The following is a 23,471-nucleotide window of genomic DNA, read 5'->3' on the forward strand; positions in this document are numbered from 1 at the left end:
CACATCCTCATTATGACACAATATAGATGGTTTTTCTAACAATAATCGAATTCCATCAGAAAATAGGCTATTAGGAGCAACTTTCAAAAAAATCTTACCAAACATGAATGTGATTATACCAACAATGTCACCTCACCAGATAATAATGACTACATAATGAAGAGGCTAATGGCTTATTTATTCAAAAAAACCTCAAAACCCAGCGTACAGATTTCGAGGTACTCGTTTTTATTCAACTGTATAATTATACTGCTTTCGCAATAATTCTGCGTCTAATTTACGGTTTTCGATCTCATGTCGATAATACAGCACGACTGAGCCTTTTTTGATCTTGTTGATCTTCCCGCGAGACACGAGTGAGAAGAAGCATTGGCGGGACACGTCAAGGTATTCAACGGCCTCTTTCGTAGATAGGAAGTACTCATCCAGCATTTCTAAAAGTTCTTTATTTTCCATGTGGTCCCCCTACTTTTTTATTTCCAAATGTTTTTTTAGTTTCGTTAAACCTTCGTGTAGTCCAACTTTGCTTTCCCAACCTAGTAAATCTGCTGCGCGCCCAGCGTCTAAAACAGAGCGCCTAACATCTCCAGCTCGTGGTGCTTCAATAAAGATCGCTACATTTTTCTCAAAAACTGCTAAAATTTCTTTGTAGATGTCTAAAATCGCGATTTCTTCACCTGTACCGACATTAACGATTGTATTGACTGGCTTTTCGCTAGCTAGTTTGTTTATTTCAACAACATCCGCAACGTAGACGTAATCACGTGTACAGCCGTTTGGCATGTCTGGGTAGGTCATCAACACGGACGGCTTGTCTGCCAAAATATTGTTTAGGAAAATCGGGATGACACCACATTCGCCATCTGGAACTTGCCTTGGACCATAAATATTAGCATAACGTACTACCGTGAATTCATAACCGTATTGCGCGGCGTACATTTCAATATATTTTTCACCTGTAAATTTAGTTAAAGCATACGGGGAAATAAGTTGGGGCGTGTCTGCCTCAGATGACTTCTCCGTGCCTTCGATTTTTTTACTGAGCGCTCCACCAGAAGAAACATAGATAAAGTTTTCAATTGGGTGCGCCTTTACACAATCAAGAATAGTCATCAGACCGACAAGGTTAACGTCTAAATCATAGCTTGGGTTTTCAACAGAATAAGCAACAGATTTTTGTGCAGCGTGGTGGTTTACATGGCTTGGTTTATGTGTCTCGAAAAGTTGCATCATCAGATCACGATCGCGGATATCTCCTTGAACGAATGTGAATGCTGGATGTTTAACGATTTCAGATAGATTATTTAAATTTCCTGATACTAAGTTGTCGATACAGACGACGTTATAACCTTCGCTAATATACATTTCACAAAGATGAGAACCGATAAAACCTGCGCCACCTGTTATAAAAATAGTTTTTTCCATTATTTTTGCCTCCTGAATTTCTATTTTTGACTGCGGTATTCATTGTTTAAAGCGACCATGTAGATTGTCGCGAGTACGAGAAAGATACTTGTGTTGGATACTAATACGGTATCGATTGGGCTTGTGAGTAGGGCATAGACGATTGGCAGGAAAATTAGGAACTTGATTTGGTACGTGCTACCAACGATTTCTTTGTACAGTAACCAAAGCACGTAACCGATAATGACGATGATGAAAAACATACCGAGGAATCCAAGCTCACCGATAATCATCGCCCAGTAAGAGTCCGTCACAAAGTTGGGATTTTCTTGCGTAAGACCCCACACACGGGAAATGCCATATTGTTCGTAAAGCGGCGAGTAGTTCAGGCGTGAGGCGTTGGAACCGAACATACCAAGGCCGGCGCCAAACGGAGCATTCTCACTTGCAATCGTTAAGCTTGTGTCAAGTAGTACCCCGCGCGCTTCTCCATCTGTTCCTAGAAACTGGTTGCTAATCCTGTCGCTTCCTAACCAGTAGAAAACACCGCCGATTAGCGCGTATACATAAATCGGAATTCGCTTGATGTAAGGGAAGATGAGAATCAACAGTATCAGACAAAGATAGAAGCCGATCGATGTTGTTCTTCCTGCTAAAAAGACAAGGATGAAGTTTGCGAAGATGATATAGTACGGCATTTTTCCTTGTTCGGACCATGAGATAAAGATATGGACGATAGTGATAACGATGATCGTGGCTGCAAATTGAGCTGGGTGGCGGAAACCAAACGATACTGTTTCGATGCCAAAGCGAATGTCAAATGGTTCTAGGAAGTGTAGTGGGATATTGAGAACGCCGATGACAAGGAAGATCGTGGTGAGTATCGTAGACATCCTGCGGAAAAACAGTGTGCTTGTCCGGAATTTTGTGTTACGAAACAAGAACAGGCCGCTCCAAAAGACGATGACGAATTTTAAAATGGAGAACATCGAGTAGATTTGAAGGAACATCGTGTTGCTCGGTTGGTGGAATGCGTTTGGGATGAAACAGTAGATGATGAAAATAATACTAATCGCGAACAACCCGATGTCGCTTGGACGGAGTGTGAAACGTTGCTTTGTTTCCAAATAGGTTAGTTTAGCAATCGCGCTAACTGCGAAGATTACAGCGATGATCTTATCGATCGCATCGATTTGTGGGATGATTTGTTGGATAAGACTTGCGAATAATGACAGTAGCAAGGCGATTAAAAAAGCAACCATGTTTCACACTCCTTCGTTTTTTTAGAGGTTTTCGTAAAATTGTTCCCACTTGTTATTACATGCATCCATCGAAAACTGGGCTTGGACGGCATGATGGGCTTTCGTACTCATTAGCTCACGGGCTTCTTGATTATCGAGTAAGTCTGCGATGGCCTCGTGTAGTTCTGTGATAGCTCCGGGTTCAATAAGCAAACCGTTTTGTTTATCTTGGATGATTTGAGGAATGCCTCCGACGTTTGTACTAATGTTTGGGATACCGTGTGCCATTGTTTCTAGAATAGCCATTGGAAGCGCTTCGTGGTAGGATGGCAAGATGTGCAGTAGCGCGCTTTCTAAGATTGTTTGTTTTTGATGGCTTTCGACCCAACCGCCCAGTGTGACGTTCGTTAGGTTGTTTTGATTGATTTGGGTTTGGGCTGTTTCGATATCGCCGATGCCGTAGAAAATGAACTCGTATTCTTGATAGGTGGCGCCGAGTGATTGGATGGCGCGGAGTAGGTCGTAGCTGCCTTTTTCTTGGCTGACATTTCCAAATGTGACAATTGTTTTGCTGGTGTTATTATATGGGTTCGTGCGCGGAACCTCGACGGCGTTTTCCATAACGCTAACCGGGGTGTCGCACATATTTTCATAGTAGGTTTTCCACGCTTCGCTGAGGACAATAATGTGATCAAGACGGTTCAGATGGTTCACGATGCGTTTTTGTATAAAGCTTGTTTGCTGGTCGTAAAAAATGCCAAATCTTGAGCCATGCATGTGTAAAATAACTTTGCTTCTGAAAAGTTTGGCGATGTTGATGAAGATCATTTTGCGATAGAAACTGCCTTTTTGAGAGGTGTGAATGTGCACGATGTCGATTTTTTGTGTGATTGCCAAGTAGCAGAGTTGCATGATGGCGCATATAAACATCCAGAGCTTGAATAGTGCGCTACCTTCTTTCCAACTAGCGATATAGTGAATGTTGACAGTGTCGCTTGCAAATGTTTTTTCAAAGTTGGCGATGACGGTTGCGATACCGCCTTTGGATACAGATGCGGGGCCGATCATGATTACTTGCTTCATTTGGCTGGTCTTCCTCTCTTCGTTTTATTGGGGTGTTATGCTTGTTTTTTACGTTTGATCATGCTTTTGATACGGCGAATGATTGCTTGGCACTCTGACTTCTTGTAGAAAACTAGGAAGAAGACTGCGTTTAGGAGAATAAATAGGCTCCCTGCGCCGAGGATGAGTGTGAACCATGTGCTTGGTAGATCCAGTTCATGACCGGAATCGAAGCTGCAAAGGCGATGGATGTGATGATAGCGTATCCGAGGTACATTTTGAAGTAGCTCCCGACTTTCTTTTTAAAGCCGAAACGGTAGACGAGGTACGGATCGATCAGGGTCGTGGTTACAAGGCGCGAGATGATTGTTGCGACGATAACACCAACGAGGCCAAAATGTGTGGCAAAGATGATCGACAGGATGATGTTTAGTACAGCCATCGCGATTGGAACGTAGCGACCTTGGCGGAATAATCCCATTGTGGTACGGTAAGTGTACCCAGGAAATTGCATACCGTTGATGTAAAAACTTGCGACGATAGCGAGCACGGTACCTGTTCCAAGTACAAAACTTTCACCGATCCAAAGCGTAATGAACGGGTTGATGACGTTAAACAGGATGATCGAGAGCAAGAAGTAAATCCACGCGACGATGAAAAATAGTTGCTTGAAAACTTGTTCTTTTTTGGCGTCGTCGTCTGTGTTATTGAGATGTCCAATACTTCCGGTAATCGAGTTTAGTGCGCGAGACAAGACGGTAACAACTGCGGCGATAATAAGCAGGTAATTCGAGTAAATTCCTACCACGCTGAGGCCAAGGAAAGCAGCAATAATGATGCTGTCTGTGCCGTTCATGATGATGGAACCAAATTTATACATAGCCAGTGCTTTAACGTTTTGGAAAATGGTTTTAACTTCTGCTTTATCGAGTTTTTCGGTTGTTTTTCCTTTGAGGAAGCTATATTTCTTGTTGGCATAAACTGCTAGGAAAATGTTGAGGCCAAGCGTACAGACGACTTGGATAACGATGAAGCCGATGTAGTCTCTTGTGATATATAGATACGTGAGTTGTACTACCGATTGAACGAGGAAGAAAATTTGTTGACTCACGTTAATGACGTATTCTTTTTGATCGGCGGAGAAAATGGCTTTTTTGTAGGAGAACATGTAGGAAATCGCCGTATTGAGTAGAAATAGGAAGTAGATCATATAGATGTTTTCAGGAATGTTCGGTGGATTTTTGATAAATAGGTTTAAAAATGGCATTAAGAGTAGTCCAACGATGAAAACGGTAAGCCCGATGATGCGGTATGCTTTGGCGTAAAGTGCCATGATCGCTTTGATTCGGGCCTTATTTTTGTCTACCATGCTTTTGTAAAGGCTGAAAATGATTGCGTTGCCGATGCCGAGTTCTGCGAAGGATAGAACCATCAAGATGTTGGTGAATAAGGCATCGAGGCCGAGGTATTCTTTTCCTAGAAAGTAGATGAACACCGTTCTGTTAATGAAACTTAAGATTAAGAAAATGACTTGTGTCCCGCTGCCAATCAGGAGGTTTTTTGCGACGAATGCCGTTTTTGTTTTAGCCAATCGGGCCACACTTCCTTTCTTTGATTTGTTACTCTAAGTTTATCATGGAGCCTCATGAAATCAGGTTTTTTCCAGATTTTTGATAGCTTTTGTCAACAATTTGTAAACAGTTATGCTCCCGCTACTAATATGGTTTCTTGTTGGATCGTTTCGACAAGTTTTGTGGAGGAAACACCTGCTGTATAGTCAAAATAAACAATTTCAACGGCACGACGCTTGAATTCTGCTTCTAATTTGTTGAAAGTTGGGCTACCTTTCCAGTCGCTACCGTGAAACATCACGTCGATATTATGGTTATCAATCATGTTCAGCTTGCTCTCGTGGCTCGTTTGCGGAACGACTAGATCAACGTATTGCAGGGCTTCGACAATCGCTTTACGATCGGCAAATGGGATAACTGGCGTCTTATTTTTGTATGCTTGAACGAATTCATCTGTACTGACACCAACGATCAGGATATCACATTGGGATTTGGCGTTTTTCAGGATGTTCAAATGGCCGACATGGAATAAATCAAATACGCCTGTCGTTAGGCCTACACTATATTTTTTCATCAGATTATCTCCTCTTTCAACTGGATTCGTTTTGGTTTGTGGGTGATGCGTTTTTCGACGGGTGGCAGTTCCATGTATTTTTTACCATAGATCCGCTCTAAAAGTTGCTCGGTTTGGGCTGGGATTCGGAAGTTATGTCCTTCAAACACTGTCGTTGCTGCCGTGTCGTACATTGTTTTTGGCATCGTTTGTTTTTTGTAGCCGTATTGGCTACCGTGATTGACGTAGTATGGTGCGCTATCATCGGCACCGCTTTGCATGTAGTTCGTTAATACTCGGAATAAAAAGCTTGTTGGGACTGGTTTGATGAGTTTTAGTACGGCTTTTTTCCAAGGTACTATCTGGTGGAGCGTTGTTTTTTCGTTAATTTTTAGGAACAGGAGGCTCTTTAGTTGTTTTAATAAGCGTCCTTTCATATGGAAAAGGAAACCGCTGTTCTTTTTAGCGTTGTCTAGCGGGAAAATATCGATGAAGATTCCTTTATGTTTAATGCTAGGTGAGGCGCTTTCTTCCTCGAAAATCGTGCCATTTTTCCTAATTTTGATGATTGGTAAATAGTATTCCGCATCGGTTGTACCATAATGCAAAAATAATGATTCTGGTAGTTCAGTCTTGGCGATTTTTTGGAAAGCTTCGAAGTCTTTACGGGGCATCGCGATATCGATGTCGTCATCCCACGGGATAAAACCATCGTGTCTGATGGCTCCAAGCAGAGTCCCGCCGATCAGGTAATATGTGAGGTTGTGTTTCTCACAAAGCGTTGCCACATCTAGCAAGATGCTTAATTCGACTTGTTTTAATTGTTCGAATAGACCTGTTGTTAAATGGTCGCCATTATTTACCTTATTCGGCATAGTAGTATCCTTCCATTTTCATTTTTTGGTTGTTGAAAATGCTACCAATCACGTGTGCGCTCCCGCTCTGTAACTTTTGAAGGGCTTTTTTACTGTTTTCTCTAGAGGAATGGTCGCTACGAACAAGTAGGATCGCACCGTCTACTAGCGAGCAAAGCAGTTGGGCATCAACGACTAGTTGGATTGGTGGTGTGTCAAAGATGATTTGATCAAATACCTCATAAAGCTCGGCATATACTTGTTTCATTTTCTCAGAACCTAAGAGCTCCGATGGATTTGGCGGTACAATTCCTGCTGGTAATACGTATAAGTTCTCGACATCAGTGCCGCAGATTGCTTCGTTGATCGTGATTTTACTTGTTAAAATTCCTGTTAGGCCATGTGACATTGCTTCTGGGAAGATTTTTTTCACGGTTGGTTTACGTAAATCGCCATCGATGAGGAGTGTTTTTTTGCCTTGTTGGGCGAATACGACGGCTAAATTAGCACAGATAAGTGATTTACCAGAATCAGGCTCGGAGGATGTAATAAGAATCGATTTCATGATTTTATCGACGCTTGAGAACTCGATATTTGTACGAATCGAACGAAACAACTCAGAATGTGGTGACTTTGGACTTATTTTAGCGACTAATTTTTGCGGCTCGGTGGATTTCTTGCGTCTATGGCGAGATTCAACCTTCATTTTATTTTTCGCTTTTCTCATTTATTTCAATCCTTCCCCATGAGTTTCTGGAATTTTGGCGATATTACCAAGTAATGGAATGCCTAGTTCGTCGATTACTTCTGTTTCATCTTTGAATTTTGTATTAAAGACAACGCGGATAATCATGATTACAAAACCGATCATCATACCACCAATAGCTCCGCCTCCGATAAGTATTACTGGGCTTGGGCTGACTGGTCTTGGATTAGCTGCAACATCTGCTTTGGCTAAGATGTCAATATTGTTCACGTTCATCACGTCGGGGGTAATTTTGGCGAAAGATTCCGCGACTGCATTGGCTATCAAAGCGGCCTGAGCTTGGTCCTCGTCTTGTACGCTGACGTTGATGACTTGGGAATTATGTTGGCTACCAACTGTGATCTTACCCATCAGTTTTCCTGCTGTGTAGTTACCACCTAAATTTTTAGCCACATCATCGAGGATTCGGGGGCTTGTTAGTAGGGCTGTATATGTGTTCACAAGTTGGATGTTAGCTTGTACCTCAGAAGTTTGGAGGTTGTTTACACCTGCGTCTTGTACGGATTGTGTCACAAGAATTTGCGTTTTAGCTTCGTACATCGGTGTGATTAGGAACATCAGTGCTACACCTGCAGTAAGGGCTCCGATAACGGTTGTGCTTATAAGAAGCAACAAGTGTCGCTTGATTATTTGAAAAATGGATTTGATACTAAGAGTTTCTTTCATTGTTTCTCCTTCCTTATTGGCGATTGGCTTTCCAAAGATTCATTTTTTCATTTTTGATATGATTTAAAAATTGTAGGTTACCTAGGAAATAGCGACGGAACATACGACGTGGCTCTTGAATGAAGCGGTAAAACCATTCTAAACCGGCTTTTTGCATCCATTGTGGGGCGCGTGTTGTTTTACCGGCGATAACATCAAAGCTTCCACCAACTCCCATCACAAATGGAACGTCTAATCGTTCTAAGTGTTCGCTTGCCCAGTATTCTTTTTGTGGACTGGAGAAGGCGAGAAATAGGACGTCTGCTTTGCTTTCACGAATCGTGTCGGCGATGTCGGCTGATTCTTCGGCTTGGAAATAACCATTTCGGAAGCCTGCGAAGGACATGTTAGGATATTTTTGTTTGTAGTGTGATTCGATTTTTTCAATAACTTCTTGGGTTGCTCCGAGAAAATAGGGACGATATCCTTTATCGTTACAGATTTCGAGTAGTTGTTCGAATAAGTCAATGCCTGTGACACGCTCTGGAATGTCGTGTCCGAGGAGTTTACCCGCTAGAACAATGGAGGAGCCGTCCGCGTTGATGAGTGGAGATGCGTTGACAATGTCTCTTAGTTTTGCATCTTCGTACATCAGGTTGATCTTATTTGCGTTGATAACAACATGCTGTGTTGGAACTCTTTTTTTGATTATTGTTTCGATCTTGATTAATGTTTCGGATAAGGTTAAGCAATCTAAGTTACTGCCTAGCAATTGGGTTCTCATTTGGCGTTCGTCCTTTCTTGTTCTTTCTTGTACTACAAGTGTAACAGCAAAAGTGTTTACATTTGGTATATTCCAGATAATTGATACTTTTTGTCAATAGTTCGGACGGATAGGTTACATTCCGCTTCCTTTACCGGTAAATTCTTTGAATGTCAGGAGTAAAATCTTAATATTGAGAGGAATCGACCTTTTTTTTAATATATGTCAGATCTAATTCGACCATTTGCTGGAAGCTTATATTATTTCGACCGCTTACTTGCCATAAACCAGTACATCCTGGTGTAACAAGTAGGCGTTTCTTTTCATAGTTTGTGTAGTTTTCGTATTCGCTTATTAATGGTGGGCGCGGCCCGACGAATGACATGTCACCTTTTAAAATGTTGATGAATTGGGGAAATTCGTCGAGGCTTGTTTTACGAATCCATTTGCCGACTTTCGTAATTCTCGGATCGTCTTTCATTTTGAACATGTGGCCTTCCATTTCGTTCTGAGCTTGCAATTTGGCCAATTGCGCCTCTGCATCGACATACATCGAGCGGAATTTGTACATATAAAACGTTTGTCCACCTTTACCAACGCGTTTTTGTTTGAAGAATACGGGGGCTTTCCAATTTTCGAGTTTAATACTTGTGGCTATAAGAAGGAGGATTGGAGCTGAAATGATAAGCGCGAAGATGGCGGCAATAAAATCAAATAGCCGCCATACTTTGTCATGTAATGGTTTTTCGTGTGATTTACGTGTATTTTCCGAAAATGATGTCGTTGTCTGGGTTATTTTGAGATCTGCTTTTTCCATCTTCGTTCACATCCTTTCATTTAGATTGTTAGAGCTCTTTTCTTTGTTTTAGCTTGGTGTAAATTACCATGGTTGAAATAGCTCACGTCGTTACCTAAAGTTTGAACTATATTTTTCGTATCGAATAGAACGGCTTCGCGCATTTGGTTCGTGTAACTTTCAGGTATATCGCAAAACTCACTGTGATCGCTTAAGACTATAATGAGAGAACTATCTTTACAAGCTTCCTCGCCTGTCAAAATTTCTGTTGCTACGTGTGGATCGAATGTTTGGACGTCAAATCCTGATTCTAGGAGCAATTCTTTTACTTCCATAGCGGGGCTTTCGCGGATGTCATCAATGTTTCCTTTATACGTTAGACCAAATAGAGTCACGCGGTTTCCTTCTTGATCTGCCATCAGTTGTTCCACTTGCTCAACGATATAGGACGGCATGCTGTTGTTAACTTCACGTGCTGTTTGCATTAGTGGGGACTGCTCTGGTGCTGCGGCAATAACGAAGTACGGGTCTACCGCTAGACAGTGTCCGCCAACACCTGGTCCTGGTTGGTGTAAGTTTACACGTGGATGCTTATTGGCCATTTCGATAACACGTAGGGCATCGATTTCTAAGTGGTTACTGATCTTAGCAAGCTCATTTGCTAGCGCGATATTCACATCACGATAGGTATTTTCCATCAATTTGCTTAGTTCTGCTTCACCTGCTTGGGCCTTGATGATTTCACCTTCGACAAAAGAGCTATACACTGCGGCTGCTTTTTCGGTACATGCTTCCGTGATACCGCCGATAATTCGCGGATTGTGGACTAATTCGTGCATGATATTTCCTGGCAAAACACGTTCTGGGCAATGCGCTAGATAAATGTCTTCACCGACCGTGAATCCGGCATTTTCAATCATTGGTTGTACTACATCAGCCATCGTTCGTGGGGCAATCGTGGATTCAATAATAATCGTATCGTTTTTCTTCAAAGAGGGAAGAATGCTGGTTAGGGCTGACTCAATGTAGCTTGTGTCGCAGGATTTATATAAATCATCTTTGTTAGGAGTTGGAACAGCAACGATATAAGCATCTGCGCTGACTGGTGTTGTGCTAGCATGAAATTTACCAAGTGCGAGGGCCTCCTGCAAATCCTCAGCTAAGCCTGCTTCTTCGATGTGAAGCTGACCAGCGTTCAAATTTGCTGTCATTACAGGAGACAAGTCAACACCTGTCACTGTATTTCCGTATTTAGCAAATAGGATTGCTGTTGGTAATCCTATATATCCAAGGCCTACTACTGTAATATTCATCAATATATTTCCACCTTTCGATTTTTAAACGACACAAGGCTGGCGCTTCTCGCTCAGCCTTGAGCATTATTGGTCTTTCTACTTTTAGCACGATTATTTGGAAGGTACGGTGATCGTCCATTTGATTTTTTCTGTTACTTCGTCAATGTTTGGCTCATATAAAATGGTGAATTCTTTTTGATCTGCCGGAATTTCGTAGTAACCTGAGCCTTTCAGTGTCTTACCTGCCGCGATTGAATCTCCAAAGTTATTGGCATTTAGTCCGTAAACTTGATGTTTTTTCCCATCTTTCGTTTGGATAGCGAAATCGCCTGCACCTGCACCTGATTCTTCTTTTCCAACGTTCTTAACGGAGAAATCGATCTTAGCCATTTGTTTGTCGTTGTTGTTACTATCTTTCATCTCTACATTTGTTACAGTGATTTCGAGATCGTTTACTGTTCTTGTTTTACCGATATCATCGCTTACCGCGGCATTGCCACATCCAGCGAGGATCATAACAACTGCTAAACTCACGGTAAATAGTGTAAGGAGGCTTTTCTTCTTTTTCATAATATTACGTTCTTCCTTTCTTTTTTAGGGGATTTGTTCTTCTGGATCTACTAATAGCTTATCACCTAAAATTGCAAGAAACGCTAGATTTCGTATAATTGATTTTTTTTGTCTATTATTTAAAATCATGCATCTATTTTTGGTTAAATTAGTAGGCTTGCGGGTGTTGAATTAGATACGTGTTCATGTCTTCTTATTGGCTGATAGTACTCATTCTAACAGCAATATCGACTTTAATATTCTAGCGTATTAGAATTCAACGACCCATATTGTTACTACTTTGCGAACTTTTTTGCCCGTGTGTTATGTCCATATTTTTTCGCAACGAAAAAAGCAGGATACGCACCTCCCGTCTTATGGGCTAGTGTGTATCCTGCTTTCTATTGTAATACCATCTCTCTTAACATGATTGCGCCTGTATCGGTTTGGTTAAATGCGAAAGAAATGCTTTTAATTTCTTTCTTATTGATGTTTCCTAGTAGTGTTAAAGGAATTCTTAAATCACTCAGCGGCGTGTAACCCAGCCAAAACGGTTTCGAGAATGATTTCACTTCTATTCCGTACAGATAACTAAGTGCTGGTGTATTTTTATCCACTAACACTTCGGATTGCTTCCCTTTCTTATCTGTAAATATGATAGTAAAAGCTTGATCTTTACCTTTGTTTATTTTTTGTGTGCTGTCTTGTGCGATTAGTAGCCGTATTGTTGAGAATTTCGAAAAATCTGCTGTATTTAATGGTAATTCTATTTTATCTTTTTTATTCTTCCAGGTTACATTTAATAGGTTTAGATTGGGGCCATTCGTGTTAAACTCCGATTCGATTGGATGCCTAAAGTAGCCTGCTGTATTCCGCTTCTCATCTACAGATTCTACAACGTATTTTGCTTTGGCGCCTGATTCTTTGACCTTTTTCTTAGCATCTGCAGAGAATAATAGCTCTGTTTTTGGTGTGTACATGGTCGTCATTACTTTGAGTCCGTACATTTTTTGTGGTGCTATATTGTTCGGGTTGAAATTGTTTGTCGGCTTTACATTGCCATGAATGATGCCTAAAACTCCGTTGCATAATTGGTAAGGAATGTTTCGTGCTGCTTTCTGTTGATTGTATTCTTTTCTAAAACGTTATCAATAGGTACGTTAGGCGTGAAACTAAGATCTAATTTTCTACTGAAGTAATAGTGGTTGGCACCTCTTAGAAAAACATCATTTGCCCATGACTTACGCCCTTTCTTGGCTTTTAGCTCGTCGAAGGATACTTGACCTTCCAGATTTGCTACGTCGAAATCGTATTCTGGAATAATAAAGCCATGAGGAACATCCGTGTATGGCGCATTAGCTAGGTTTTTTGATGGTGCTAGCGAAATCATGCCTTTGATCGAATTATTGCCCTCTTTTTTCAAGTTTGTAGCAAGGAAATCAATACCTTGTCCACCTCTGGAATGTCCTATAAGTGTCACATCATTTAGGTTGATTTTATTTTTCAAATCTAATTTAAAATTGGAAGCCTCACCGTTAACTGCTTTGGATAATGCACTCATGTGGGCTTTGTAGATTGTAATCAAACGCTCAAAATTTTTAGAATTACCGTAATCAATGCCTCCTGCCGCTACTAATTCTTTGTATACTTCGAATTGTTCGGCATTGACGTCAATGCTTATGACAGCATATTTTTCTCTTGCTAGTGACTCAGCTAGATAAGTAAATCCTTTATAGTAATTCTCTGCCTCTGTTATCTTTTCGTAGTTACGAATAGTATGGCGCCCATGTATAATGACAACAAGCGGATATGGGCCTCCTTTTCCTTTGGGAATCGAAAGCACGCCTTGTTTCATGTAAGGCATGTCTACTTTTCCTGGTGTTTTTAATATGCCTTTGCCTAAGTTGTAGTTAACTGTCTCAATCCCCGTTGCTTTAGCTGGCTTGGATTGTTGATTCGTCGTTGCTAGTACTGTCACCTTTGGCCCTTCTGTTGTGACTGGTACTAAATAAATAACGGTAATCCCGATAGCTACGACTGCTAAAATACCTAATAATGAGATGCTTTTTTTTGTTTTTTCATTTTGTCCTCCTCGTTGTTTCTGTTATTTAGCCTTGGTATCTTCGATCGTAAAAGTAAACTATGCTAGACTAGTTCATCCTCCTCCCACTACCATTAGATTACTTATGTTTCAATTATAATACAAATATTACGATAAATAAAGTTTTTTGTCATACTTATTTGTAAATCATGAAAAAAAGTGTCAAACGATCCTCTGAAAGGACGCTTAACACTTTTTATTTTTCAGAAAATCGTCGCTGCTTTTTTCAAGATGGTATCGGTGTTTGCTGTGATGTCTCTGTATACTTCTTGATTTATTCTACTATATAAGGTGTTGTTTTTTTAGTGTGGCTTCGAATTGATCGCGTATCCTGACCATTTTTTTAGTTGCCGTATTGTAATTTGGGTAAACTTCTAGCGCTACGGCGACACAGATTGCGGCGCCTAGGCTTGCGGAACCATTGACTTCATTTCGTGTCGCCGGGATTCCAAATACGTCTGCGAATATTTGCATCAGTAAGGTACTATTAGAGCCACCTCCAGAAATGATGATATTGTCCAATGTGATTCCAAGCTCGGCACACATCTCATCGACTCGATTTTTCATCGTCAAGGAAATGGCTTCTAAGATGGAGCGATAGATGTGCGCGCGTGTATGCCTCGCGTCGAATCCAATCATCATGCCTTTGCGGTACGGTGCATCCGAGGGGGCTAGCCAATCAAGGATCGTCATTAAACCTTCTGAACCAGCGGGGATATGTTGTGCCTCGCGGTTTAAGAATTCCTCCACTGAATGGCCGTCTTGGTGCGCTTTTAGCATGATATCATCGCCTAAAAGTTCTTTAAACCAGCTCACCGTCCACATGCCACGTCTGATTCCGTTACTTTCATAGAGATATTGATGCGGTGTCGATGCAAAATTTGTCCAAAACGCCGTCGTGCTTTTTGGATTGGTTGGGCCTGGAATCATTGCCGCGATATAGGTACCAAGCGAGATCAGCGCGGTATTTTCAGCGAGTAACCCGGCGCCGAGTGCTTCTACCGCTTTATCGTTTGCCGTTGCGATGACCGGAATGCCTGCTGGAATTCCTAATGTATTTGCCGCCTGTTCTGTTACTGTGCCAAGCTTTGTTCCCGGCATCTGCAAATCGAACAGCATCCTGCGCGGAATCCCAAACTGACTGATCACCGTCTCGTCTGCACTCCACGTCCAAGCATCCGTATCAATCGGCCACTGTCTTGATAGTTCGCCGCCGTATCCACGAAATTCCCCGTCAGACGGTGCGTCATGTATCCCGAAGTCGTCGTCACATACGCAACCTCTTCGTTTGCATGTTCGTAAGGTTTTGACACCCGCGCATCCATCCAGCTCATCACCGGCGACGCCAAACTCCCGTCCCGCTTCAACAATGCCCGACAGAATCGAATTGTGCATAAGCCGAGTCCAATAATATCCGCTTTATTTCCCGGGAAATTATCCATCGCCACTCGGCTCGCCACAATTAGCGAGTCCCACAAATCGTCGTCAGGATGTTCCACCACACCGTTTTCCGCTAAATGCATCGGTTGCAGCTCACACTTGCCTTCCGACACAATGACACCCTCCAAATCAAAAATGACCACTTTCGAGCTTTGCGAACCACCATCAATCCCAATAATATATTTCTTCATCATAAGTATCTAGACCTTTCTTTCCTATCAAATTTTTAGCGTACCAAATAGCCACCGTCCACAACGAGCAGGTGTCCATTCACGTAATCAGAAGCACGACTCGCAAGAAAGACCGTTGTTCCCATCAAATCCTGCGTCTCACCCCAACGGTTCGCTGGAATGTGATCCAGCACGCGCTGATTCGTTTCCGGATTGCTCCTCGTCGCCGACGTAATTTCCGTCGCGTAATACCCAGGCGCAATCCCATTCACCTGAATATTATACTGCGCTAGCTCGTCACAATACGCCTTCGTCAAGCCCGCAATCCCGTGTTTCGTCGCTGCATACGCTGGTGACCACTGCCCACCAAGGAACGAGAACAGCGAGCAGATGTTGATAATTTTCCCACTACGTTGCGGAATCATTCGTTTCGAAGCCTCATAACTCAGCTCAAAAGCCGCCGTCAAGTTCAGCTGAATCATCGGATCCCATTCCTTACGCCCAAACTCCTGCACCTCCGCAATTTTACAAATCCCAGCCGAGTTCACTAAAATATCCACGCTTCCAAGCGCCTCCACACACCCATCAATAACCTGCTTTGGCACGCCCTCCTTCGTGATATCCGCTTGCATGAACACCATTTTCCCACCGACTTCCGAAATCAGCCGCTCCGTCGTCCCATCATCCGCCACAATACTCGGAATAAAAAGGTTCGCCCCCGCCTTAGCCAACGCCAACGCAAAAGCCTGCCCAAGTCCAGAGTTCCCACCAGTCACAATCGCATTTTTACCTTTTAATGAAAAAAAGTCCATTTGAAAATCTTGAATATTCATCTCTATTTCCTCCTTCAAATCGTTTCCACTGCAGCCATCACGACCGCTTTTTTCTTCTTGATATCGCGCATTAATAACATACAGAAAACAAGTGCCATCCCGGTCGCCACAAGCCCGAGAATCCACATATTGCGGTACGCCGCCGTTGCCTCAAGCGTATCCTGCCAATTCCCGATGAGCGGATAAATGAACACGTCCGGCAAAAATCCAATCAAAGATGCCACACCAATCGTCGTTCCCATCGTCTTATTCGGCGTTCCAGCCTCCCCAATCGTCGCGAAATACATGCCGCGCGACACATAATTGAAGAACGCAAGCAGCAACACAAGCCCGATCATCACCAAAATAATACTCTTACTCGCCGGAATCACAATCAAACAAATCAGCCCAGCAAATGTCACAATCCCACTAATAAATATAATCTTCGTCGGCGATTTCAAACGCGTCTTCGCAGAAACAATCGCACCCACTGGCCCACTAATCGTCCGAAAAACCTGATTTCTAATCATCCCGATAAACGTCGCCATCACAACCGGCATCGCAAAAATATCGATCAAATAACTCGTCGTATAACTGAGGACCGCAAAAATCGTATACACACCCATAATAATCAGGCTACAATACCACGTCGTCCGCCTTTTCAAAACGAGTAAAATATCCTTAGCCGTCGTCTTCTCTGATTTCGGAATGCTCGCCCGCGCCTCTTTTGACTCCTCAGGGACAACAAACCAACATAAAATCCCAAACACCAGATAAAAAACCCCGTACGTTACCATCACAGCTTTCAAGCTATTCGGGTTCTGATCCGCACCAAACAACTGGAACATCCACAACGTCAAAAACGCTGTCACAAGTGCCCCAAAGCCCCGCATCCCTTCTGCAAAACCGAGCAAACTTCCTTGTTCCTCTGCCGTTCCAAGTATCGCAACTGCCTTCACTGTCGCCGACCACATGAACAGTACCGTTGTAATCGCGAGTAACACTTGAATCACCAGTAGCATCCAATACGGCGGATAAAGCGCCATCACAAACGCGAGTCCACCCGTCACCAGCATCGAGAACGTAATCAATTTTTTATGGGAGAACTTATCCGCGATAATCCCACTTGGAGCATAAAGTACCATCGCCGCGGTTCCATAAACACTCATAATAAACCCAACCTGTGTAGCACTCAGCCCCATCAGCGACTCCATCGGTACCTGATAATTATATTTTAAATATGGTAACTCAAAGCTCATACCGCCTGTCATACCAATGATTGCAATGATAAACCAACGACTATATTTTGCTTTCTTCATAGTTTGCCTCCTTAGTTCCATAGAAACCGCTTACATTATTTGGTTAAAATGACTTTTTCTGATCCGCTTTTTTTAAAATTTAAATATTGTCCCACACATCCGGGCTCGTCGAAGAAATCGCGACAGCTCCTGCTTTTAGCGCTGTCAAAACATCCTCTTTATCACACACCAGACCACTCGCAATCACCGGCTGACTGATCGCCTCCTGCACCCAACCGAGCACTTTTGGCATACATCCAGGCAAAATTTCCACACAATCCGTTTTTGATGCCGCTACTTGTTTTGGTAAATTATGATATGACATCGAATCAATCAAGAAGAAGCGGTGAATCGTGTAAAAACCTTTCATTTTAGCCGCGCGAACAATTGCTGGTTTCGAACTAATGATGCCATCTGTTTCCGTATTTTTACGCATGAAATCAACAACAATTTCGCGATTGGATGTACCTTCTACCAAATCGATATCCACGAAAGCAATTTTCCCAGCCGCCTTCACACGCTCTACAATTTGACTAATATTACAAATGTTTCCGTATAAAATAAACACAAGATGACAGTTGGATTGCACCACTTTTTCAAGCCCTGTCTCATCCTTAATTGCGGCGATAATCGGGTTATCCGCCAATAAATCTAGCATGTTCTCTCTCACTATAAATCCCCTACTTTCACTAATGTATCAACCCCTTATGACAAGAGATTGATACACCATCTTACCTTTACTAGTCCATGAACTCAAGCGGAATAATATTTCCAGCATTCATCACATTATTCGGATCAAACGCTTGTTTTAGCGTCTTCAGAATATAGAAGGAAGAACCATACTCGTCCTTGATCCACGGCGCGCGCGCTTTCCCAACCCCATGATGATGCACCATCGTACCGCCATGTTTCAACGATTCCTCCACGATAATCTGGTTAATCGGGTTGTGATATTTATTGATCTCTTCTTCTGGTTTACAGTCCACAAGATCATAATAATAGACGAAATACAGGTTCGTCCCGTTCATATAACTATGTGAAGAATGTCCGCCAACCCATGTCACATCAGGTATTTCCGCTTTGACACGCGCACATGCTGACTCATAAATCGCGTTAATTTGACCCCAGTTTGCCGCGATTTCAGTCGTGAATCCCATGTTTTTCGTAGCGACAATCTCCTCGCGTTCCTCTGCCACCTGCTCTGGGAACCAATTCAAGTTGTCAAACCAGTCTGAAATCAGCTGACTCTTGACCTGCTCACATTGTCCATATTTGGAAACGATTTCCTCAATCCCAGCACCCGTCGCCGCAGTAATTCCCGCAGGACCTTCTGCCATAAAAATCAGCACGCATTTGTCCTTTTGGAAATGTGAAAAATGTCCCGCCGCGTCTGCTACATCATAGAGTCTCGCAATCGACGGCTTGTATCCCGCCACCATTACCTCGCGCAAAATTTCAAAGCCAACTTGCATATCATCTAGCGTGTAGCCGTAAAAACGATGATTCTCCGGCTGGTATTTGAAAATTTTCACCGTAACTTCCGTGATGTAACAAAGCGCGCCTTCGTTCCCGACAACAACGTGGCGAATATCAGGCCCTGCCGCACGTCTCGGTACATTTTTAATCCGTGTCACTTCTCCATTTGGAAAAACGGCTTCAAGTCCTACGATCATGTCCTCGATCCCGCCGTACAGCGTCGAAAACTGTCCTGTACTGCGCGTTGCGACCAAGCCACCCATTTGCGCAAGTGGTTTAGACTGTGGCGAATGTCCCGTCGTCAACCCTTTCGCACGTAGCTGATTCTCGATATCCTCCAGCACGACACCCGCTTGGCATGTCACTTGCATATTATATTCATCAATCTCTATCACCTTATCCAGCCCCGAGCCGTCTAACACGATATGATTTGGCTTCCGCGATTCCAGCATACTCTCAAGCGCCGAGTTCCCCGTCCGTGGAATACAATTGACACCATTATCGTTACAAAACTTCAGTACATTCGCGATATCATCCGTATTTCGCGCCTTCACAATTGCCGCCGGAATCGGTTGCGTAAAGACCCCCGAAATATCCTCATACTTACGATAACGATCAATACTACTATGTTTCAATTCCTGTTCTTCCGTCACGACATTCACTACCCCAACCAACTTCTCCATTGCCGACACAACTTCCTCACGTGATAAAACTGTCGATAAAACCATGTTACAATAACCCCTTTCGATCTGTTTCTTCACCAAAATGGTAAATTTTTCTGTATTTAGAGCACAAAAAAAGCGCACTCCTACAAATAAGGAGTCGCTTATCTCAATTCTCTAGCAACTAACTACAGTATATAGAACGCTTACATTAAAGTCAAGAGCGAAAAGCTGAAACGGCCCGTTCAGCTCCGAAAAAAACTGGAGCGGCCGCAGTAAAAATCCTCTTTGATTTTTATGGAGGGCGTGAAGTTTTCGAGGAGTTGGCCGTTGAAGCTGGATCCGATGAAAAGCTAAGGAAGCCCGTTAGCCCCGAAAAAACTTGGAGCGGCCACAATGAAAACCCGCTCTTGGTTTTTATGGAGGGCGTGAAAGTTTCGAGGGGCTGGCTTCCGAAGCTGGATCCGACGGCGTAGGACACGATGCAACACATGGATTACATGCTCACTACGTTCCCATGCATATGGAGGCTCTAACTCAGCAAAGTACGCTTTGTAAGAGCCACAACAAAAGCTAGATCTGAAAACGATGCTACGTCAAAAATCGAAGCGTTTCCGCATGTACAATCACCTATCCAACTTCCGAGCTGGTACTCCTACATACGCCATCCCAGCCTCTGTATCACCAACAACCACTGCGCCCGAACCAATAACAGAATATGCGCCTAAATCCAAACCCGGATTCACAACCGCTGCAGCACCCACGTGAACACCCATACCAATTTTAACTCCACCTGTTACAGTTGCCCTTGGAGAGACGTGAGCCGCTTCTGAAATGATGACGTCGTGTTCGATAATCGCGCCTGTATTAATGATAGTATGCGCACCAATAACGCTATCTGGTTGGATAACTGCTAATGGCATGATGACGCTCCCCGGCTCAATGGTGGCAGTTTTTGAAACAATTGCTGTCGGATGTATAATCGTTGCATATGACACATCACCTAATTTGGCAGCAATCTCCGCACGTGCTTTATTATCTCCAATAGCAATGAACCATAATGTCGTATCCTTTTTATACTGCTCAAAATCGTCAAATGGAGCTCGGAATTGTGCCCCATTTTTTTCGTAACTTGTGTATTTATTGTCTAAAGTACCGATGATAGTATCGATACCTTGCTGTTCCAAACATTCCCGAACAACTTTGCTATGACCGCCATCTCCAACTATGATTACGTCTGCCATCTCGATTCTCCTTTAACTGATACATTTGTTATTTAGTATACCACGAGATGTATGTATACGCTGATTGTTCAGATTGCCCTTCACTTTCGTATGCCTAAATAAAAAAATGCGTACCAAAAATCTAAAACAGATTTTTGATACGCATTTCCTACTTTTTAAATTATTGTGGTGTATCAGATAGTGTCCAAGTTAGTGTTGTTGCGTAGTCTGAATCGGCATATTTCGCTGATTTACCTGGAACTGTTAGAGTTACTGCGTCTGCAGCAGCTGTGTTGTCTGCTCCAAATTTATCAACCCATTGACCCATACCTTGGTTAGCAGTCGCGTTCATTACCGTTGCTGCTGTACCATTTGGATTCAATTTAATTTGTTGGTTCACGGTTGGTGCTGTTACGCCAGTACCTGTTTTCGTTACTGCTGTACCTTTTGTAATCGCGATTTCTGCACCTTCTAGATTACGTGCTGAACCGTCTTTTAATTGACCATTTTGTGCGACTGTTAAGCTCCAACCTGCGTTATTACCACGGTTATCGGATACTTGTACGTTATTTGGTACTTCTACGTATTCGCCGCCAACTTTTACTTTATCTAATTTCGCGTTGTATGTTTTTGTTTCACCAGAAATTTCTTGTGTTCCAAAGTCAAATTCTGATACATAACCAATGCTAAGTGGTCCACCGGTACCTGGTGTTACTTCTGCATCTGGATCAAGTGGTTGATCTGGATCGATTGGGTTTACTGGCGGAATAACTGTATCTTCAGCTTGTTTCGTGAATTTCACTTTGCTATCTGTAGTTAGCGAACCGACTTCTGCTGCTGATGCGTGATTTCCAAAACCTAAAGTTGCTGCTACAGCTGAAACTGTTACTAAACCGACTACCGCGAATTTTTTGAATGTCATGTTAAAGTTCTCCTTTGAAGTGCCAGGATTTGATGATGCTATCCCGAGATCACTTGGTCTTGCTTGATTGTTTTGTCATGTTAAGAAATATCCTCAGATTCTCTTAGCATCACATCCTTTAAGGTTATTTTAAAAGCTCATGGCGTATCGTTTAGTGTCCACGTGACGCTTGTTTGGTACTCGGCATCCGCTTTCACACCTGTTGGATTGATTTTCATACGAATACCTTGATCTTTTGCCCAAGAAATATTTTTTTCTGTTTGTGCATCAGATTGGCCGTTATAAATCGTAAACGCTTGGTTATCTTTTATTCTCGTCTCTGTTCCTGCTTGTGTGAATGTGAGCGCATCTGGTAATTTCTTAGCATCGGCCTCTGCTGTTTGAAAAGGACCGTTTACTGTCGCCGTTACCGACCAAGCTGTTCCATTATTTCTGAGATCTTTCACACCAATATTCCAGTCTGTATCAGCACGAGCTATCGTTGTTTCACTCGACGTAATTTCTGTGCTTTCAAAACCTAATTCAGCTGGTGTTTCCGTGAAAGTAAAAGTCGTGTTATCTGTAATCACAACATGAGAGGTCATCGTAGCTGTGCCCAGTTTGTAGACGAGTTCATAAGTGCCTTTCGTTTGTGGCACTGGAGATTCTAAGGTGATTTGGCTCGTGATATTCTGTCCTGTCGCGCTATTCCAGCCTAGGACATCTGTTTTTTGACGAAGAAGTTCGGTGATTTGTTCTGCATTTTTTCCTTCTAAATCACTCGTTTGGAGTTGCGCATCGGCGCCGTGAATCACATAGTCGCCATCGATTGCTACTGTATCATCTTTGACAATGTAGGTTACGTCTTTGATTGCCGTATTACCAGCTCTGTCTTTGATAGCAATTTGCACTGTCCTTACACCGATACTCGATGTAGTTGGTGGTATGACATAGCTGATAGCAATATTATTTGGTAAAATTCCATCTGCGTTATCATGGATGTTTGTTAGGAATGTGCTTGCTTCGGGAATGGCGGCACCTTTATCTAGTGTTTGTGTAACAGTATCTGCCGTTGGTGCTTCTTTATCACCGTTTAACATGTCTAATTGTGCTTTTGCTTTTGCGATTTCTGCATTAAGTTCTGCGTTTTTTGTTGGGTTTGTTACCTTGTCAACCTTGGCTTGTGCTGCATCAATCGCTGGTTGGTTAGTAGTTGGTTTGATCTCGTTTGTTGAGGTGTTATCAAGAAATAAGGCATCAGTAGCAGCTTTTGCAGTATCATATTTGTCTGTAATGATTAGACGGTCTATTTCGTAACCTTTTCCATTCATGTTGTATCTCACGCTGAGTACATCGCCATCTTTCAACGCCGTTCCTTGACTTAGAGTAATGACTTCTGCCCCCCCATTCACACCTAAATAATAACCGCGACCATTGCTATACTCACCTGCGTAGTATCCATTAATATAGACAGTATATGATTTTGCTCTTTGACTCACGTCTATTGTCGCGCTCCATCCAGCGGCGTCTGGCCATAGAGTGAATCCGTAAAAGCCAGCTTTCCCGTTTTCTAGTTCTAGTAAGTCTTTAGCTCTTTGTAGGTTTTTTTGTAGCGCGGCTCTCTCTGTTTCATCGCTTACCGCGTCTACTTCTAATTGTGCGGCATCGATAGCAGCTTGGTTTGTCGTTGCTTTAATGCCCTTCGTTGGATCACTATCGACAAATAAATCATTCACCATTGTCACGGCATCTGTAGTACTACTACCTAATAAGTGACCTCCCGCTTGTGGTGTCCCTTCTGAAGCATGAACATAGAGGCTAGTTGGACTGACAAACATAGAAAGTATAACTGCAAATGCGACTATTTTCTTTTTCATGACATCACCTTC

23 protein-coding genes and 1 pseudogene are annotated in these 23,471 nt (G+C 42.7%); all 24 read right to left on the reverse strand.

The features are described 5' to 3' along the window. Positions 1-228: 228 nt before the first annotated feature. Complete coding sequence (locus PGRAN_RS06700; protein WP_036066053.1) at positions 229-456, reverse strand: helix-turn-helix domain-containing protein; 228 nt, start codon at positions 454-456, stop codon at positions 229-231. Between the two features lie 9 nt (positions 457-465). After that, entirely contained in the window at positions 466-1,425 is a 960-nt protein-coding gene (locus tag PGRAN_RS06705) for an SDR family NAD(P)-dependent oxidoreductase (RefSeq protein WP_036066054.1), read from the reverse strand. Between the two features lie 20 nt (positions 1,426-1,445). Next, on the reverse strand, positions 1,446-2,666 hold the full coding sequence (locus PGRAN_RS06710) for a hypothetical protein (protein ID WP_051998458.1): 1,221 nt from the start codon (positions 2,664-2,666) through the stop codon (positions 1,446-1,448). A 21-nt stretch (positions 2,667-2,687) separates the two neighbouring features. After that, complete coding sequence (locus tag PGRAN_RS06715; RefSeq protein WP_036066055.1) at positions 2,688-3,728, reverse strand: glycosyltransferase family 4 protein; 1,041 nt, start codon at positions 3,726-3,728, stop codon at positions 2,688-2,690. A gap of 130 nt (positions 3,729-3,858) precedes the next feature. After that, positions 3,859-5,298, reverse strand: coding sequence for a lipopolysaccharide biosynthesis protein (locus tag PGRAN_RS06720; protein ID WP_051998459.1), 1,440 nt, complete (start codon positions 5,296-5,298; stop codon positions 3,859-3,861). A 110-nt stretch (positions 5,299-5,408) separates the two neighbouring features. Then, a complete protein-coding gene (locus PGRAN_RS06725; protein ID WP_036066056.1) occupies positions 5,409-5,852 on the reverse strand; it encodes an FAD synthase family protein in 444 nt (147 codons plus the stop codon). Continuing rightward, a complete protein-coding gene (locus PGRAN_RS06730) occupies positions 5,852-6,706 on the reverse strand; it encodes a LicD family protein (RefSeq protein WP_036066057.1) in 855 nt (284 codons plus the stop codon). Before PGRAN_RS06730 ends, PGRAN_RS06725 begins: the two co-directional genes overlap by 1 nt. Continuing rightward, entirely contained in the window at positions 6,696-7,412 is a 717-nt protein-coding gene (locus PGRAN_RS06735) for a CpsD/CapB family tyrosine-protein kinase (RefSeq protein WP_077914612.1), read from the reverse strand. Before PGRAN_RS06735 ends, PGRAN_RS06730 begins: the two co-directional genes overlap by 11 nt. After that, positions 7,413-8,117, reverse strand: coding sequence for a YveK family protein (locus PGRAN_RS06740; protein WP_036066058.1), 705 nt, complete (start codon positions 8,115-8,117; stop codon positions 7,413-7,415). It lies immediately after the preceding gene. 13 nt (positions 8,118-8,130) lie between these two features. Next, a complete protein-coding gene (locus PGRAN_RS06745; protein ID WP_036066059.1) occupies positions 8,131-8,880 on the reverse strand; it encodes a WecB/TagA/CpsF family glycosyltransferase in 750 nt (249 codons plus the stop codon). Between the two features lie 114 nt (positions 8,881-8,994). Next, positions 8,995-9,676: pseudogene (locus PGRAN_RS06750) on the reverse strand (sugar transferase). A 20-nt stretch (positions 9,677-9,696) separates the two neighbouring features. Next, positions 9,697-10,968: a nucleotide sugar dehydrogenase gene (locus PGRAN_RS06755; RefSeq protein WP_036066061.1), complete on the reverse strand. Its 1,272-nt coding sequence runs from the start codon at positions 10,966-10,968 to the stop codon at positions 9,697-9,699. Positions 10,969-11,061: 93 nt separating this feature from the next. Next, positions 11,062-11,520, reverse strand: coding sequence for a DUF4352 domain-containing protein (locus tag PGRAN_RS06760; protein WP_036066062.1), 459 nt, complete (start codon positions 11,518-11,520; stop codon positions 11,062-11,064). Positions 11,521-11,900: 380 nt separating this feature from the next. After that, positions 11,901-12,488 carry a hypothetical protein gene (locus tag PGRAN_RS06765; RefSeq protein WP_149024007.1) on the reverse strand — a complete coding sequence of 196 codons (588 nt, stop codon included), beginning with the start codon at positions 12,486-12,488 and terminating at the stop codon, positions 11,901-11,903. Between the two features lie 83 nt (positions 12,489-12,571). Beyond that, positions 12,572-13,477: an alpha/beta hydrolase gene (locus PGRAN_RS06770; protein WP_036066064.1), complete on the reverse strand. Its 906-nt coding sequence runs from the start codon at positions 13,475-13,477 to the stop codon at positions 12,572-12,574. Positions 13,478-13,882: 405 nt separating this feature from the next. Next, entirely contained in the window at positions 13,883-14,749 is an 867-nt protein-coding gene (locus PGRAN_RS17245) for an FGGY-family carbohydrate kinase (RefSeq protein WP_241433298.1), read from the reverse strand. Next, entirely contained in the window at positions 14,746-15,234 is a 489-nt protein-coding gene (locus tag PGRAN_RS17250) for an FGGY family carbohydrate kinase (RefSeq protein ID WP_241433299.1), read from the reverse strand. The genes PGRAN_RS17245 and PGRAN_RS17250 overlap by 4 nt, the downstream gene beginning before the upstream one ends. A gap of 32 nt (positions 15,235-15,266) precedes the next feature. Continuing rightward, entirely contained in the window at positions 15,267-16,043 is a 777-nt protein-coding gene (locus PGRAN_RS06780) for an SDR family oxidoreductase (RefSeq protein ID WP_036066066.1), read from the reverse strand. Between the two features lie 14 nt (positions 16,044-16,057). After that, on the reverse strand, positions 16,058-17,341 hold the full coding sequence (locus tag PGRAN_RS06785; RefSeq protein WP_036066067.1) for an MFS transporter: 1,284 nt from the start codon (positions 17,339-17,341) through the stop codon (positions 16,058-16,060). Positions 17,342-17,420: 79 nt separating this feature from the next. Further along, a complete protein-coding gene (locus PGRAN_RS06790; RefSeq protein ID WP_036066068.1) occupies positions 17,421-17,990 on the reverse strand; it encodes a glycerol-3-phosphate responsive antiterminator in 570 nt (189 codons plus the stop codon). 70 nt (positions 17,991-18,060) lie between these two features. Beyond that, positions 18,061-19,524: an FAD-binding oxidoreductase gene (locus PGRAN_RS06795; protein WP_036066069.1), complete on the reverse strand. Its 1,464-nt coding sequence runs from the start codon at positions 19,522-19,524 to the stop codon at positions 18,061-18,063. Between the two features lie 560 nt (positions 19,525-20,084). Further along, positions 20,085-20,702, reverse strand: coding sequence for an acetyltransferase (locus PGRAN_RS06800; RefSeq protein WP_036066071.1), 618 nt, complete (start codon positions 20,700-20,702; stop codon positions 20,085-20,087). Positions 20,703-20,862: 160 nt separating this feature from the next. Continuing rightward, positions 20,863-21,603: a WxL domain-containing protein gene (locus PGRAN_RS06805; RefSeq protein ID WP_036066072.1), complete on the reverse strand. Its 741-nt coding sequence runs from the start codon at positions 21,601-21,603 to the stop codon at positions 20,863-20,865. 137 nt (positions 21,604-21,740) lie between these two features. Then, on the reverse strand, positions 21,741-23,459 hold the full coding sequence (locus tag PGRAN_RS06810; protein ID WP_036066074.1) for a toxin Cry1Ac domain D-VI-related protein: 1,719 nt from the start codon (positions 23,457-23,459) through the stop codon (positions 21,741-21,743). Between the last annotated feature and the right edge of the window lie 12 nt (positions 23,460-23,471).

Source organism: Listeria grandensis FSL F6-0971 (assembly GCF_000525835.1).
In the GTDB taxonomy this organism is placed as follows: Bacteria; Bacillota; Bacilli; order Lactobacillales; family Listeriaceae; genus Listeria_A; species Listeria_A grandensis.